Source organism: Pseudomonas neuropathica (assembly GCF_015461835.1).
In the GTDB taxonomy this organism is placed as follows: domain Bacteria; phylum Pseudomonadota; class Gammaproteobacteria; order Pseudomonadales; family Pseudomonadaceae; genus Aquipseudomonas; species Aquipseudomonas neuropathica.
Genome location: NZ_JACOPX010000016.1, coordinates 91,225 through 106,843, shown reverse-complemented (window position 1 = coordinate 106,843; position 15,619 = coordinate 91,225). Strand labels below are relative to the sequence as shown.

The 15,619-nt window shown below is 60.5% G+C and carries 14 protein-coding genes and 1 pseudogene; 12 read left to right on the top strand and 3 right to left on the bottom strand.

Features of this window, described 5'->3' with window-relative positions:
• Window positions 1-32: 32 nt before the first annotated feature.
• Entirely contained in the window at window positions 33-335 is a 303-nt protein-coding gene (locus tag H8F23_RS22790) for a cell division protein ZapA (RefSeq protein WP_064117128.1), read from the bottom strand.
• Window positions 332-562, bottom strand: coding sequence for a hypothetical protein (locus tag H8F23_RS22785; protein ID WP_194935848.1), 231 nt, complete (start codon window positions 560-562; stop codon window positions 332-334). The genes H8F23_RS22790 and H8F23_RS22785 overlap by 4 nt, the downstream gene beginning before the upstream one ends.
• A 248-nt stretch (window positions 563-810) precedes the next feature.
• Between H8F23_RS22785 and H8F23_RS29370 the strand changes: the two are divergent.
• From H8F23_RS29370 to trxC, 6 genes and pseudogenes are all read left to right on the top strand, one after another.
• Window positions 811-1,563 (top strand): annotated as a pseudogene (locus H8F23_RS29370) (MCP four helix bundle domain-containing protein); the annotation flags it as partial.
• Window positions 1,564-1,593: 30 nt separating this feature from the next.
• Window positions 1,594-2,466: a methyl-accepting chemotaxis protein gene (locus H8F23_RS29365; protein ID WP_371042268.1), complete on the top strand. Its 873-nt coding sequence runs from the start codon at window positions 1,594-1,596 to the stop codon at window positions 2,464-2,466.
• A gap of 440 nt (window positions 2,467-2,906) precedes the next feature.
• Window positions 2,907-4,649, top strand: coding sequence for a potassium/proton antiporter (locus H8F23_RS22775; RefSeq protein ID WP_007909521.1), 1,743 nt, complete (start codon window positions 2,907-2,909; stop codon window positions 4,647-4,649).
• Between the two features lie 34 nt (window positions 4,650-4,683).
• Entirely contained in the window at window positions 4,684-8,037 is a 3,354-nt protein-coding gene (gene mscK, locus H8F23_RS22770) for a mechanosensitive channel MscK (RefSeq protein ID WP_194935846.1), read from the top strand.
• Window positions 8,038-8,085: 48 nt separating this feature from the next.
• The gene (gene selO / locus H8F23_RS22765) at window positions 8,086-9,561 is read left to right on the top strand and encodes a protein adenylyltransferase SelO (protein ID WP_194935845.1); all 1,476 of its coding nucleotides are present in this window, start codon (window positions 8,086-8,088) and stop codon (window positions 9,559-9,561) included.
• Between the two features lie 80 nt (window positions 9,562-9,641).
• Window positions 9,642-10,076 (top strand): thioredoxin TrxC, encoded by a 435-nt coding sequence (gene trxC, locus H8F23_RS22760; RefSeq protein ID WP_194935844.1) that lies wholly within the window; start codon window positions 9,642-9,644, stop codon window positions 10,074-10,076.
• Window positions 10,077-10,205: 129 nt separating this feature from the next.
• Here trxC and H8F23_RS22755 read toward each other — a convergent pair whose 3' ends face one another.
• The gene (locus H8F23_RS22755; RefSeq protein ID WP_034152927.1) at window positions 10,206-10,976 is read right to left on the bottom strand and encodes a ParA family protein; all 771 of its coding nucleotides are present in this window, start codon (window positions 10,974-10,976) and stop codon (window positions 10,206-10,208) included.
• A 356-nt stretch (window positions 10,977-11,332) separates the two neighbouring features.
• Between H8F23_RS22755 and H8F23_RS22750 the strand changes: the two genes are divergently transcribed.
• From H8F23_RS22750 to H8F23_RS22725, 6 genes are read left to right on the top strand one after another with little or no spacing between them, the layout of a single operon-like run.
• Window positions 11,333-12,058, top strand: coding sequence for a beta-ketoacyl synthase chain length factor (locus H8F23_RS22750; protein ID WP_194935843.1), 726 nt, complete (start codon window positions 11,333-11,335; stop codon window positions 12,056-12,058).
• Window positions 12,034-12,846 carry a lysophospholipid acyltransferase family protein gene (locus tag H8F23_RS22745; protein ID WP_194935842.1) on the top strand — a complete coding sequence of 271 codons (813 nt, stop codon included), beginning with the start codon at window positions 12,034-12,036 and terminating at the stop codon, window positions 12,844-12,846. The genes H8F23_RS22750 and H8F23_RS22745 overlap by 25 nt, the downstream gene beginning before the upstream one ends.
• Window positions 12,824-13,099 (top strand): phosphopantetheine-binding protein, encoded by a 276-nt coding sequence (locus H8F23_RS22740; RefSeq protein ID WP_194935841.1) that lies wholly within the window; start codon window positions 12,824-12,826, stop codon window positions 13,097-13,099. Before H8F23_RS22745 ends, H8F23_RS22740 begins: the two co-directional genes overlap by 23 nt.
• Before the next feature lie 9 nt (window positions 13,100-13,108).
• Window positions 13,109-13,363 carry an acyl carrier protein gene (locus H8F23_RS22735; protein WP_064388843.1) on the top strand — a complete coding sequence of 85 codons (255 nt, stop codon included), beginning with the start codon at window positions 13,109-13,111 and terminating at the stop codon, window positions 13,361-13,363.
• Window positions 13,360-13,905: a COG4648 family protein gene (locus H8F23_RS22730; protein ID WP_141127289.1), complete on the top strand. Its 546-nt coding sequence runs from the start codon at window positions 13,360-13,362 to the stop codon at window positions 13,903-13,905. The genes H8F23_RS22735 and H8F23_RS22730 overlap by 4 nt, the downstream gene beginning before the upstream one ends.
• Complete coding sequence (locus tag H8F23_RS22725; protein ID WP_194935840.1) at window positions 13,902-15,581, top strand: acyl-CoA synthetase family protein; 1,680 nt, start codon at window positions 13,902-13,904, stop codon at window positions 15,579-15,581. Before H8F23_RS22730 ends, H8F23_RS22725 begins: the two co-directional genes overlap by 4 nt.
• Window positions 15,582-15,619: the final 38 nt, after the last annotated feature.

Below are 15,619 nucleotides of genomic sequence, written 5' to 3'. Positions count from 1 at the left end.
CCTCGAAGTACCGAGGCGCTGCAAAACGCGCATCAACCCTGGTTAATGGTCTTGGCGATGGTGTCGACCGTGGCGCTGACTTGCTCTTGATACCGGTCGAGTTCTTCTTTGTGCTGTTTCTTCATTTCGATCTGCTGCGAGCACAGATTCATCGCCGCCAGCACCAGCAAGCGGTCACCGATCAGTGTCGGGTATTTGCGCTTGGTATCGTCCAGCGCAGCCTTGAGCATCATTGCCGCGTCCAGCAGGGTCTGTTCTTCCCCGGCCGGTGCCTTGATCGAATAGTCCTCCCCGAGAATGGAGACGACTTTTACCCCTGCTGTGTGGTGGTTCATGCGCTGACTGGACCGGCGTTGACGCGATCAACCAGGGCTTGAATGCGGGCGGCGGTGGCGCCGTGCTTTTCTTCCTGCTCCATCAGGTTCAGTTGCAGGCTTTCGTTTTCATCCTTGGCCTGGGCCAGTTCCATGGACAGGGTCTGGTTGGTTTGCGCGAGGGTCTGGTTCTGTTGCACCAGGTCGCTGACGAGCTGTTCCAATTGGCTGAGGGATGCTTCCAACATTTTGATCTTCCAAGCGTTTTTCAAAGGGCGCGTACGATAAAGAAAAGTCATCACGGATGCCAGGGTTAAACCGGCGCAAAGCCTTGATTTTCCTGGTGGCGGACCGTTCCTGCGAGTTTTAAAGACTGTGATCTGCCGATCTGGTTCCTGCACTTCGTCGCTCAAGCGCTTCTGCGACAAATACGCACACCACCTCAAGACTTTAGTCGCATGACCGATAAGTCATCCATACAGCAGTCTCAGCCCGCATGGATGCGGCCCTCTCTTGGTATCCGCCCATGTCCCTCCGCAATATGAATATCGCCCCACGGGCGTTTACCGGCTTCGCCCTGATCGGCGGCCTGATGCTGATTCTCGGCGTGTTCGCCCTGAACCAGATGAGCAAAATCCGCGGCGCCGCCGAGGACATCTCGTCCAGCAGCGTGCCGAGCATCAAGAACCTCGACGAATTCACCCAGCTGACCCTGCGCCTGCGCGTGCTGTCGTACCGCTTGCTGGTCAACCGCGAGCCCGACGTGCAGCAGAAAACCGTTGAGTTGCTGGACATGCGCAACCAGCAGATTCGCGCGGCTCAAACGGCCTACGAGCCACTGATCGGCAGCCCCGAGGAACGTGCGGCATACGACCAGTACGTGCAGCTGCTCGGCCAGTACCGCCAGATCGAAGACCGTATGAAGAGCCTGTCGCGCACTAATCAGGTGGATGAATTACGGACGTTGCTGAACACCGAGTTGCTGAACAATTCGGAAGCGATGAACAGCGTGCTCAACCGTCTGATGCAAATCAATGGCGAGCAAATCAGCGAGACCAATCAGCAAGCGGCCGATCAGTATTCTTCGGCGTTTGATTTGGTGGTGACTCTGCTGGTAATCGCCACTGGCCTGACCTTCCTGTTCGCGTGGTTGCTGACGGTGAGCATCACCAAGCCCATTTCCAAAGCATTGGACGCTGCGGAGACCATCGCTGAAGGCAATCTGACCCAGCCCATCCATGTCGATGGTTCGGACGAGGCCGGTCGCCTGCTGGCAGCGATGGCGAAGATGCAATCGAAACTGCGCGACACCTTGCAGCGCATTTCCGGTTCCGCCACTCAATTGGCTTCGGCGGCTGAAGAACTGAACAGCGTCACCGACGAAAGCGCGCGCGGCCTGACTCAGCAGAACAACGAAATCGAACAGGCGGCCACTGCGGTCAACGAGATGACCAGCGCTGTGGAGGAAGTCGCGCGCAACGCCGTGAGCACTTCGGAAGCCTCGAAGAACGCCACCACTTCGGCGGGTGATGGTCGTGATCTGGTGCAGGAAACCGTCAGCGCGATCGAACGCATGAGCGCTGATGTGCAGAGCACTGCGTCGTTGATCGGTGATCTGGCCAATGAATCCCGCGACATTGGCAAAGTGCTGGATGTGATTCGTGGCCTGGCCGATCAGACCAACTTGCTGGCACTTAACGCGGCCATTGAAGCGGCGCGTGCCGGTGAAGCCGGTCGTGGTTTTGCCGTGGTGGCGGACGAAGTGCGGGCCTTGGCGCACCGCACTCAGCAGTCGACCAGCGAAATCGAGCGGATGATCGGCAGCATTCAGAGTGGCACCGAACACGCCGTGGACTCGATGCGCAACAGCACCGAGCGCGCCGAGTCGACCTTGAACATCGCCCGTGGTGCCGGCATGTCGCTGGACACCATCAACACCGCGATCGTCGAGATCAACGAACGCAACCTGGTGATCGCCAGCGCCGCCGAAGAGCAGGCGCAAGTGGCGCGGGAAGTGGATCGCAACCTGGTCAACATCCGCGATCTGTCGGTGCAATCGGCGACCGGCGCGAATCAGACCAGTGCGGCGAGTAATGAACTGTCGCGGTTGGCGCTGGATCTGAACAACATGGTTGGGCGGTTCAGCCTGTAATTCAGTAAATCAAGATCAAGATCAAAAGCGCCCTCACCCCAGCCCTCTCCCAGAGGGAGAGGGGGAAAGGGAGCAGATCTTTGTGCTTTTCAAACCTGAGTTCGACTCGGAATTTTCAGGTCGATGTACCTCGCATAAACACCGCGATCAGTCCCCTCACCCCCTGGGAGAGGGGAAAGGGAGCAGATCTTTGTGCTTTTCAAACCTGAGTTCGACTCAGAATTTTCAGGTCGATGTACCTCGCACAAACACCTCGATCAGTTCCCTCTCCCTCTGGGAGAGGGCTAGGGTGAGGGCTGCAATCTTCAGCCGAACCAAAATCCCGAACACGCCAGCGTAAAAACCTTTTTGACAGCATCACATTTCAACAGGTTAGAATCGCTGGCACGCAGACTGCATGGTCAGTTTGTGCCCGTCTTTACGCTTCTGGAGTACTGCCTTTGAATGCGACGACCATCAACAGCCTGTTCTTGATCGGCGCGTTGCTGGTAGGTGCAAGCATTCTCGTCAGCTCACTCTCTTCCCGCCTCGGCATCCCGATTCTGGTCATTATTCTCGCGGTCGGCATGGCCGCCGGGGTCGATGGCGGCGGGATCATCTTCGATAACTACCCGACGGCCTATCTGGTCGGCAACCTCGCTCTCGCGGTGATCCTCCTCGACGGTGGCTTGCGCACGCGGGTGTCGAGTTTCCGCGTCGCGTTATGGCCAGCACTGTCGCTGGCCACGGTCGGGGTATTGATCACTACCGGGCTGACCGGCATGGCGGCAGCATGGTTGTTCGATCTGAACCTGATTCAGGGCCTGCTGATCGGCGCCATCGTCGGCTCAACCGACGCAGCGGCGGTGTTCTCGCTGCTCGGCGGCAAAGGCCTGAACGAACGGGTGACGGCCAGCCTGGAAATCGAATCCGGCAGCAACGACCCGATGGCGGTGTTTCTCACCGTGACCCTGATCGACATGCTCGCCAGCGGCCAGACCGGATTGCACTGGAGCCTGCTGACGCACCTGATCCGCGAGTTCGGCATCGGCGGCGTGATCGGCCTCGGTGGCGGCTGGCTGATGCTGCAACTGGTCAACCGTATCAACCTCGCTGCGGGGTTGTATCCGATTCTAGTGATCGCCGGCGGCCTGGTGGTGTTCGCCCTGACCAACGCCTTGCACGGCAGCGGCTTCCTTGCGGTGTATCTGTGCGGTCTGGTCATCGGCAACCGCCCGGTGCGCAGCCGTCACGGCATTCTGCACATGCTCGACGGCATGGCGTGGCTGGCGCAGATCGGCATGTTCCTGGTGCTGGGGCTGCTGGTGACGCCGCACGATTTGTTGCCGATCGCCCTGCCCGCTCTCGGTCTGGCGCTATGGATGATTCTGTTTGCGCGGCCGCTGTCGGTGATGGTCGGCCTGCTGCCGTTCAAGGCCTTCCACGGTCGCGAGAAAGCCTTTATTTCCTGGGTCGGCCTGCGCGGCGCGGTACCGATCATTCTCGCGGTGTTCCCGCTGATGGCCGGGCTGCCGAACGCGCAGCTGTATTTCAACCTCGCGTTCTTCATCGTGCTGGTGTCACTGCTGGTGCAAGGTACGAGCCTGCCGTGGGTCGCCAAGCTATTGAAGGTGACCGTGCCGCCAGAGCCGGCGCCGATTTCCCGGGCCGCACTGGAAGTCCACGTCACCAGCGAGTGGGAGCTGTTCGTGTACAAGCTGGGCGCGGAGAAATGGTGCATCGGTTCGCCCCTGCGCGAACTGAAAATGCCCGAAGGCACGCGCATCGCGGCACTGTTTCGTGGCCAGCAACTGCTCCATCCGTCGGGTAGTACGGTGCTGGAAGTCGATGATTTACTGTGCGTTATCGGCCATGAACACAACCTCGGCGCCCTCGGAAAACTGTTCAGCCAGGCGCCGCAACGTGGCCTCGATCTGCGTTTCTTCGGCGATTTTGTACTCGAAGGAGACGCCCAGCTTAAAGCGGTTGCAGCGCTGTATGGCCTGCCGGCCGAGGGCATCGATCCGGACATGACCCTGGGCGCGTTCATTGCCCACAAGGTCGGTGGTGCACCGATCGTTGGCGACCAGGTGGAGTGGAACAACACTCACTGGACGGTTGCGGTCATGGACGGGAACAAGATCGGCAAAGTGGGCGTCAGATTCCCCGAAGGAAGTCGCCCGGGCCCCGGGCTCTTCCTCTAAACTGCGTCCACTCTCACTTGCTTGACCGGTCTCTATGCCTACCCTGCGCTCCTTTTTCGCCGCGGCCCTGCTGGGCCTGAGTCTCACTGTCGGCCCGATTTACGCCGCCGAACCGCCGTCCAGCGACGCCGTGCAGGCCAGCCTGGACAAACTCGCCGACAGCAAACTGCCGGATGCCGATAAGAAGACCCTGCAGACCGTCCTGCAGAACACGCTCAATCAGCTGAACAATCAGCGTGATTACGAACAGAAACTGATCGATCTCAAGCAGCAACTGGCGACCGCCCCCAAGCAGACCATTGAAAACACCCGCGAGCTGGCCCGCCTCAAAGCCAACGCGGTGGTGTCGGTAGCGCAGCGTTTTCCCAAGGAGTCGATTCAGCAACTGGAACAGATCCTCACCGATCGCTCGACTCAGCAAAGTGACCTGCAAAAAGCTCTCGCCGACGCTAACAGCCTGATCATCACCGCGCAGACTCGCCCCGAGCGCGCGCAAGCGGAGATATCCGCCAGCCAGACGCGCATCCAGCAGATCAACAACATCCTCAAGTCCGGCAAGGACGCGGGTAAAACCGTCACCGCCGAGCAGCGCGACCAGTTGAACGCCGAACTGGCGGCGCTGAATGCGCTGATTCCGCTGCGTCGTCAGGAGCTGGCCGGCAACAGCCAGTTGCAGGATCTGGGCAACGCTCAGCATGACTTGCTTTCGGAGAAGTCCGATCGCCTCGACCGCGAGATCCAGGAACTGCAAACCCTGATCAACCAGAAGCGTCTGGCGCAGTCGCAGGAAACCGTTACCCAACAGTCGATCGAAGCGCAGAAGGCCGGGAGCAGCAGTCTGCTGGCCATCGAAAGCACGGCCAACCTCAAGCTCTCCGACTACCTGCTCAAAAGCACTGACCGCCTCAACGAAGTCACCCAGCAGAATCTGCAGACCAAACAACAGCTCGACAGCCTGACCCAAAGCGATTCAGCGCTGGACGAGCAGATCAGCGTGCTCAAGGGCAGCCTGCTGCTGTCGAAGATTCTCTATAAGCAGAAACAAGCCCTGCCGCGCCTCAAGGTCGACCGCGATCTGGCCGATCAGATCGCCGACATTCGCTTGTGGCAATTCGACGTCAGCCAGCAGCGTGAGCAACTGAGTAATCCCGCCGCCTATGTCGACAACCTGCTCTCCACGCAGCCGCCGGAGCAGGTCACGCCGCAATTGCGCAAAAACCTGCTGGACCTGGCCAACACCCGCGCCGATCTGCTGGAGCGGTTGAACCGCGAACTGAGCGCCATGCTCAACGAGTCGATCACCCTGCAGCTCAACCAGAAACAACTGCTGAGCACCGCACAGAGCCTGCGCGCAACGCTGGATGAGCAGATGTTCTGGATTCCAAGCAACAAGCCCCTGGACCTGGAATGGATGCGCGCGGTGCCGGAACGCCTGAAACGTCAGGTCGACACCCTGCCGTGGGCCTCCAGCCTGAGTGAGCTGACAGACGGTCTGATCCAGCGGCCGTTGCTGTTCCTGCCGCTGGCGCTACTGATCGGTGCATTGCTATGGCGGCGCAAGAATCTGTACGCGCGGCTGAACAAGGTTCACCAGGACATCGGTCACTTCAAACGCGACAGTCAATGGCACACCCCGCAGGCGATTCTGATCAATATTCTGCTGGCGATGCCGGTGGCATTGGGCCTGGCGCTCTGCGGCCTGGCCTTGCAAATCGATGCCCGTGGACAGAACGCCAATATGGGCGCAGCACTGCTGCAAATGGGGCAGGCGTGGCTGGTGTTCTACACCGCTTACCGGATTCTCGCGCCGGGTGGTGTGGCAGAACTGCACTTCCGTTGGGAAAAGCCGCAGGTCGAGTTCCTGCAAGGCTGGATCCGTCGACTGGGCCTGGTGGTCATGGCGCTGGTGACCATTGTTGCCGTCGCCGAATTGCAGCCGGCCGCACTGGCAGACGACGTGCTCGGCATGCCGGTGGTGCTGACCTGCTATGCCCTGATGGCGTGGCTGCTCAGTCGCTTGCTGATCAGCAGCCCGGCCCACGAGAACACTTCGCTGTTCCGCAAAGCCGTCGGCGTGATGTTCACCCTGCTGCCGATCGCGTTGTTCGTGGCGGTGTGCTTCGGCTACTACTACACCGCGCTGAAGCTCAGCGACCGCTTGATCAACACCCTGTACCTGCTGATGTTCTGGCTGGTGATCGAAGCTACGTTCGTCCGTGGTCTGAGCGTTGCCGCGCGACGTCTGGCCTATCAGCGCGCCCTGGCCAAACGTCAGGCGGCGAAAGAAGCCGGCGATGGCGAAGCGGTGATCGAAGAGCCGACGCTGGACATCGAAAAGGTCAACGAGCAGTCCCTGCGCCTGATCCGTCTGGCCCTGCTCGGCGGCTTCATCGCGGCGCTGTACTGGGTCTGGTCGGATCTGATTTCGGTGTTCTCGTACCTCGACAACATCACCCTCTACGAATACACCAGCGGCACCGGCGCCAACATGAGCATGGTGCCGATCAGCATCGGCGACATGCTCGGCGCGCTGATCATCATCGGCATCACCTTCGCCCTCGCGCGTAACTTGCCCGGTCTGCTGGAAGTGTTTGTGCTGTCCAAGCTCAATCTGGCTCAGGGCAGTGCCTACGCGACCACGACGTTGCTGTCGTATGTGATCGCCGGTGTCGGCTTCGTCTCGACCCTGTCGACCCTCGGCGTCAGTTGGGACAAGTTGCAATGGCTGGTGGCGGCGCTGTCGGTCGGCCTCGGTTTCGGTATGCAGGAGATCTTTGCGAACTTCATCTCCGGCATCATGATTCTGTTCGAACGCCCGGTGCGGATCGGTGACACCATCACCATCGGCAACCTGTCGGGCACGGTGAGCAAGATCCGCATCCGTGCCACGACCATCACCGACTTCGACCGCAAGGACATCATTGTCCCGAACAAGACGTTCATTACCGGGCAACTGATCAACTGGTCGCTGACCGACACCATCACCCGCGTGACGCTGAAACTTGGTGTCGACTACGGCTCCGATCTGGATCTGGTGAAGGAACTGCTGCTCAAGGCTGCCCGCGAAAACCCGCGTGTACTCAAAGAACCTGAGCCGCACGTGTACTTCCTCAACTTCGGCGAAAGCACCCTCGACCACGAGTTGCGCATGCACGTGCGCGATCTCGGCGACCGTAACCCGGTGCTCGATGAGGTCAACCGTTTCATCAACCGCGAGTTCAAGAAGCAGCACATCAACATCTCGTTCCGCCAGATGGAGGTGTACCTGAAGAACCTCCACGGTCAGGAATACAAGATGGTGCCGATTGAGCCGGAAACGAAAACCATCGTGCCGGTCGCCGACGATCAGAAACCGCGGCAAGAGCCGCCGCCGGCCAAACTCGACTAACCGGTCTATTCCCAGCAGAATGCTCGGACATTCTGCTGGAGCCGGCCCTTGAAAGCCCTCGACGAACTGACCTTCGACAATCGCTTCGCCCGCCTGGGCGACGCGTTCTCCGCCCACGTGCTGCCCGAGCCGATCGACAATCCGCGTCTGGTCGTCGCCAGCCCGGCGGCGCTGGCCTTGCTGGATCTCGACCCGGCGACTGCCGAAACCAACGAATTTGCCGAACTGTTTGGCGGCCACAAGCTGTGGGCCGATGCCGAACCGCGGGCGATGGTCTATTCCGGGCATCAGTTCGGCGGCTACACGCCGCAACTGGGCGATGGCCGTGGTTTATTGTTGGGCGAGGTATACAACGCGGCCGGCGAGCATTGGGACCTGCACCTGAAGGGCGCCGGGCAGACGCCGTTTTCGCGCATGGGCGATGGCCGAGCGGTACTCCGTTCGTCGATCCGTGAATTCCTCGCCTCCGAAGCGTTGTACGCGCTGAACATTCCGTCCTCGCGGGCAGCCTGCGTGATTGGCTCCGACACCCCGGTCTGGCGCGAAAAGCAGGAACGCGCGGCGATGGTCCTGCGTCTGGCGCCGAGCCACATCCGCTTCGGCCATTTCGAATATTTCTATTACACCAAGCGCCCCGAGCAGCAAAAGCAGCTCGGCGAGCACGTTCTGGCGATGCACTTCCCTGAATGTCTGGAGCAGCCGGAGCCTTATCTGGCGATGTTCCGCGAAATCGTCGAGCGCAACGCCGAACTGATCGCCAAGTGGCAGGCCTATGGTTTCTGCCACGGCGTGATGAACACCGACAACATGTCGATCCTTGGCATCACCTTCGACTTCGGCCCGTTCGCCTTCCTTGACGATTTCGACGCCAACTTCATCTGCAACCACTCGGATGATCAGGGGCGCTACTCGTTCAGCAATCAAGTGCCGGTCGGCCAGTGGAACCTCAGCGCGCTGGCGCAGGCATTGACGCCGTTCATCAGCGTCGAAGCCCTGCGCGAAAGCCTCGGCCTGTACTTGCCTATGTTTCAGGCGCATTACCTCGACCTGATGCGCCGCCGCCTCGGTTTCACCACGGCCGAGGACGATGACCAGAAGCTGCTGGAAAACCTGCTGCAACTGATGCAGAACAGCGGCGTTGATTACACGCTGTTCTTCCGCCGACTCGGTGAAGAATCGGCCGAACAGACCGTCGCCCGCCTACGTGATGACTTCGTCGACATCCAAGGCTTCGATGCCTGGGGTGAACGCTACGTCGCCCGAGTCGCCCGCGATGGCGATGGCGATGGCGATGGCGATCAGATAAAGCGCCGCACCCGCATGCATGCGGTCAATCCGCTATACATCCTGCGCAATTACCTGGCGCAAAAAGCCATCGATGCGGCTGAGCAAGGCGATTACTCAGAGGTACGCCGGCTGCACGCGGTGTTGAGCAAACCGTTTGAAGAGCAGCCGGGGATGGAGGCTTATGCGGAGCGGCCGCCGGAGTGGGGCAAGCATTTGGAGATCAGTTGTTCTTCCTGAGTGCCAACGCCTCATCTTGATAAACAGTTCGTACGGCTCCAGATAAGTCGTACGAAACGCTGAACGCCAACGAGCCGAATATGACCACCCCACTCCTCATCCCCTGCCCCTCCTGCAACGGCCTCAACCGCATCCCCGCCGAGCGCCTTGCGGATCAGCCCAAGTGCGGGCGCTGCAAATCCCCCGTATTGTTGAGCAAACCGTTCGAACTCAAGCAAGGTGATTACTCCAGCCAGATCAAAGGCGATCTGCCGCTGTTGGTGGATGTCTGGGCGGAGTGGTGTGGGCCGTGCAAGTCGTTTGCGCCGGTGTTCGAGCAGGCGGCGGCGCAGCTGGCCGGCAAGTGCCGCTTGGCCAAGCTTGATAGCGAGGCCAATCAGCAGTTGTCGGCGCAGTTGGGGATTCGCTCGATTCCGAGCCTGATTCTTTTCAGGAACGGAAAGGAAGTGGCGCGGCAGAGTGGCGCGTTTCCGTTGCCGCAGCTGATGGCGTGGCTGCGTAGCCAGGGTATCTGAGCCAACACAAATCCAATTGTAGGAGTGAGCCTGCTCGCGATGGCGTCCGTCCAGTCGACATCGATTTGACTGACACACCGCTATCGCGAGCAGGCTCACTCCTACAGTGGATTTGCGGAGCTCAGGGAATCAGTGATCTTCGAGCAAGTTATGCAGTTCGACGAACTGCTGGGTCAGCTTGTGGCGCGGGTCAAGGTGGATCAGCGGCATGCTGGCCTGGTGTGATTCGCGCATACGCACCGAACTGGTCAGGTACACCGGCAGCACCGGTAGACCTTCGGCAATCAATTCATCGAGAATCTGTTGCGGCAGGCTCGCCCGGGCCTGGAACTGGTTGACCACGATGCCTTCGACTTCCAGACCTTCGTTGTGGTCATCCTTCAATTCTTCGATTTCAGCAATCAGCCCATACAGGGCCTGGCGCGAGAAACTGTCGCAATCAAAAGGAATCAGCACGCGATCAGCGGCAATCAGCGCCGATACCGCATAAAAATTCAGCGCTGGCGGCGTATCGAGATAGATGCGGTCGTAATCCTCGGACAACTCATCGAGCAACTTACGCAGTTTGTTGATCTTGTGCTTGGCCTCAAGCTTGGGCTGCAAGTCGGCCAGCTCGGCCGTCGCGGTGATGATGTGCAGGTTGTCGAACGGCGTTTCGTAGATGTCCGCCTGATTCTTCTTCGAGAACGGCCCGGAAGACAGGGTTTGCTTGAAGAAGTCGGCAATACCCATCGGAATGTCGTCGCCGGTGAGCCCGGTCAGATACTGAGTGGAGTTGGCCTGGGCATCGAGATCGACCAACAGCGTGCGATAACCCTCGCTGGCGCTGACGGCCGCCAGATTGCAGGCAATGCTCGACTTGCCTACGCCACCTTTCTGATTGAACACCACGCGCCGCATGACCAAACCTCCGTGTATCAAAGAATGACCGAGTGTAGATGCGCTCGACCTCGCTTCGCTACCTTCACGGACACGGACTACAAAGTCAGGTGCAAATATCCGCGGACAGATAGGGCAATCGCCGCCATTGATCGCCGAGATTCCCGACAGACAAGCCGCTCACGATCTGGATAATGGCCAAGTGACAGTTTTCTTGCGAACCACTCGGTACATTTCGTTGCGCAAAATGTAACCAGCATTTGCTACACACTCGTCGCACCGGGATAATGCGCGCCACCCGGCGCCAAGCGCCACGTCAAGCCTGCTGCGGCTTTGGCGATTCAATGCGTCAACAAAAGCCTGCAGGGGCGGGATGAATGTCCGTGATCAACTTCAACATCGCCCAATGGCGCGCGTGGGCCCCTGGCCTCGACAGCGTGGACGCCTGGCAGGCCTGGAGCCGACAACCGGTCGTACTCCAGCGCAGTGATGCCGCGCCCGATGTGTCGTTTTTACCGGCCATGCAGCGCCGCCGCCTCAGTCGTCTGGCACGCATGGCGTTCAGCGTTGGCTGGCCCCTGGCCGACGGGCGGGACAGCCTGCCGCTGGTGTTCGTCTCGCGCCACGGTGAAACCCCACGGACTTACGACATCCTCAGTGATCTGGCGACCGAACAGCCGCTGTCGCCGACCCAGTTCAGCCTGTCCGTACACAACGCGATCATCGGTCTGTGGTCGATCATGCGTGGCGAAACCAGCGAAATGACCGCCCTCGCCGCGGCCGGCGACGGCCTTGAGCACGGCATGCTCGAAGCGGCGGCGCTGCTCAACGAAGGCGCTCCGGCAGTGCTGCTGGTGATCACCGAAGAACAACCGCCCGAAGCCTATTCGGCGTGGATCGATGACGTGCCGTTTCCCTATGCACTCGGTCTTTTGCTCACCCCCGGTACCGACTGGCGGCTGACCCTGAACAGCACCACAAAAACACGGTCAAAAGCGCACTGGCCCCACGCGCTCAACCTGTTGCAAACCCTGCTCGGCCAGCAAACCCATTGCCAACATGCCTGGAAAAATCGTGTATGGACCTGGCAACGCAACCCGTGACCGAAAAAAACCGCGATGCCTACTACTGGCGCCTGCTGGCCACCGCCGCAAGCTTCGCCCTGTTCGGGCTAGGCGGGCTGTGCCTGCGTGTGCTGGTGTTTCCGCTATTGGCTTGCCTGCCCGGTGACGCCGTTGTGCATCGCCAACGCGCGCGGCAGACCGTCAGCCGGCTATTCTGGTTTTTCGTCCGGTTCATGGCCCGCACTGGAGTCCTGACCTATGACATTCAAGGCGCCGAGCGTCTCGGTCGCCCCGGGCAGATGATCATCGCCAACCACCCGTCGCTGATCGACGTGGTGTTCCTCATCGGTCTGGTGCGCCAGGCCAATTGCGTGGTGAAGAAAAGCCTGTGGGAAAACCCCTTCACCCGTGGCCCGCTGCGCCGCACCGAATACATCAGCAACGACGGCAGCATGGACATGCTCGATGCCGCCGCCCAATCCCTGCAAAACGGCCAGACCCTGATCATTTTTCCCGAAGGCACGCGCACCCAGCCGGGGCAGGCGCCGGCCTTTCATCGGGGCGCTGCGGCGATTGCCCTGCGCGGTGCGAAAACCCTCACGCCGGTGATCATCAAGGTCAGCCCGACGACATTGACCAAAGCCGAACCCTGGTACCGGATCCCCAGCCGCCGCGTGCACTTCAGTTTTCGCGTTGGGGCCGATATAGACCCACAAGCCTTCGCCGCACAAGGCCCTGCACCGCAAGCCTCGCGCAAGCTCAACGATTATTTGCACTCATATTTTATTAAGGAGCTCGCCGAAGATGAGCGATCTGAACACCCCTAGCCTGGTGCGTGACATCAAACTGCTGATCATCGACGCCCTCGGCCTCGAAGACATCAGCGTCGACGACATCGGCGACGAACAAACGCTGTTCGGCGAAGGCCTGGGCCTGGATTCCGTCGACGCGCTGGAACTGGGTCTGGCCATCCAGAAAAAATACGGCATCAAGATCGATGCCGACGCCAAAGACACCCGTAACCATTTCACCAACGTGGCCAGCCTTGCGGCGTTCGTCACGGCAAAACAGGCAGCTTGAGACCGGACCATGCAAACTCGTGACGATATTTTCAACACCCTGCGCGATGCCTTGGTCGAGCTGTTCGAACTGGATCCGGCCCGTGTGAGCCTGGACTCCAACCTGTATCAGGATCTGGAAATCGACAGCATCGACGCGGTCGATCTGATCGATCACATCAAACGCCAGACCGGCAAGAAAATCGCCGCCGAAGAATTCAAATCGGTGCGCACGGTCGGCGACGTGGTCGAGGCGGTCTACCGTCTGGTTCAACCGGCCGCATGAGCCGATTGATCGGCCTGGGCCTGCTGCTGGCCGGTCTGCTGTACCCCTTTGCGGTGTATTTCGGCATGGAGCATTTTGCCCCCTGGCAGTTCGGTCTGCTGCTGGGCAGCCTGTGGCTGGCGCGGGCACTGACCGGCGAGCGCAAGCCAGGCAGCCTGTGGATGGCCGGCGTGGCCATCGCCTTTTGCCTGCTGCTGGCGCTGTTCGACAGCCCGCTGTTGCTGCGTTGGTACCCGGTGCTGATCAGCGGTTTCATGCTGGTGCTGTTCAGCCTGAGCCTGAAATACGGCCCGCCGATGGTCGAGCGCCTGGCGCGCTTGCGTGAGCCAGAGCTGCCGGACATCGCGATCCGCTATACGCGCAAGGTCACCGTGGCCTGGAGCGTGTTTTTCTTCTGCAACGGTTTATGCGCCGCCCTGCTGACCCTGTGGGCGCCGCTGAATTGGTGGATGTTGTACACCGGCCTGATCTCCTATGGATTGATCGGCCTGATGTTTGCCATTGAATGGCTGATACGACAACGGGTAAGAGGCCGTACATGAACTGGATAAAACTTGAGCAGTTGTTGCTCAAGCCTGTGCCGGCGCGAGTGATCAGCCACGCACCGGCCCTCGATCACGCGCAGCTGTGCGAACAGGCCCTGAGCGTTGCCGCCGGCCTGCAAGCTCAGAGCGTGAAGCGCCTGGCTGTGCACCTGGAAGATGCTGCCGAACTGGCCATCGCTTTGCTGGGTGCATGGCGTGCAGGCGTGAGTGTTCTGCTGCCATCGGACCTGCAAGCGCAAACCCGCCAGCGCTGGTCGGCTGAGGTCGATCTGTGGCTGACGGATCAAACCGATGACGCGCAACTGAGCGACGTTCAGCAGCCGCCGCTAGCCGGTGCCGCACTGGACCTCGACCAGTGCCGCCTGAGTCTGTGCACGTCCGGCTCCAGCGGCGAGCCGAAGCGCATCGACAAAACCCTGCGCCAACTGGCCAACGAGGTCGAAGCACTGGAACAGTTGTGGGGCGCGGATCTCGGTGAGGCCTGCATCATCGGCAGCGTCGCCACCCAGCATATTTACGGTTTGCTGTTTCGCGTGCTGTGGCCGCTGTGTGCCGGGCGCCCGTTTGTGCGCAAGCAACTGGCGTTCCCCGAAGACTTGCAGCGTGCCAGCCGTGAACATCCAGCCTTTGCGTGGGTGGCCAGCCCGGCGTTGCTCAAACGTATGGGCGACAACCTCGACTGGCCGGCCCTGAGCGCCGTGCGCCGGGTGTTTTCCTCCGGCGGTGCGTTGCCGGTCGAAGCTGCGCAAAGTCTGCAGCAACGCTTGCAGCAATGGCCGACGGAAATCCTCGGCAGCTCGGAAACCGGCGGTATCGCCTGGCGTCAGGGCGAACAACTGTGGCAACCGTTCGCCGGCGTCCAACTGAGCCAGGACAGCGACGGCGCCCTGCTGATCGCCTCACCTTACTTGCCTGCCGGGCACGTCGAGCACAGCGCTGACGCCGCGCGCATCGGCACCGATGGCCGCTTCGAACTGCTCGGACGGCTGGACCGGATCGTCAAACTGGAAGAAAAACGCATCTCGCTGCCCATGCTTGAGCAAGCCTTGGTTGCCCACGACTGGGTCGCCGAAGCGCGCTTGGGCGTGGTCCAGGAAAATCGCGCCTCTCTCGGTGCTCTACTGGTGCTCAGCGAGGCCGGCCTGTTTGCCTTGCGTGAGCACGGTCGCCGCAGCCTGACCGAAACCCTGCGCCAGCATTTGCGCCAACACTGTGAAGCCCTGGCTTTACCGCGACGTTGGCGGCTGGTGCGGCAATTACCGTTGAACAGCCAAGGCAAACTGCCGCAGGCCGATATCGAAGCGCTGCTGATGGCCCCGCGAGCGAAAGCGCCCGAAGTGCTGGAACAAGTCGAGACCACTGGCGAGTGGAGCCTGCAACTGAGCGTGCCACCGGACCTGGCCTATTTCAGCGGCCACTTCCCCAAAGCCCCGGTCCTGCCCGGCGTGGTGCAGGTGGAATGGGCACTGAACCTCGGTCGCCAATTGCTCAACCTGAGCGGTCCGTTTGCCGGGATGGAAGTGCTGAAGTTCCAGCAATTGGTGCGGCCTGGGGATGAAATTCAGCTGCACCTGCGCTTTGATCCTGAGCGCGGCAAATTGTATTTCGCTTATCGCAATGACACGGCGACCTGTTCCAGTGGGCGGATTCTTTTGGGTGTAGAGCATGGTTGACCTTGGTGAGTGCTGCGCACTCAATCGCGAGCAGGCTC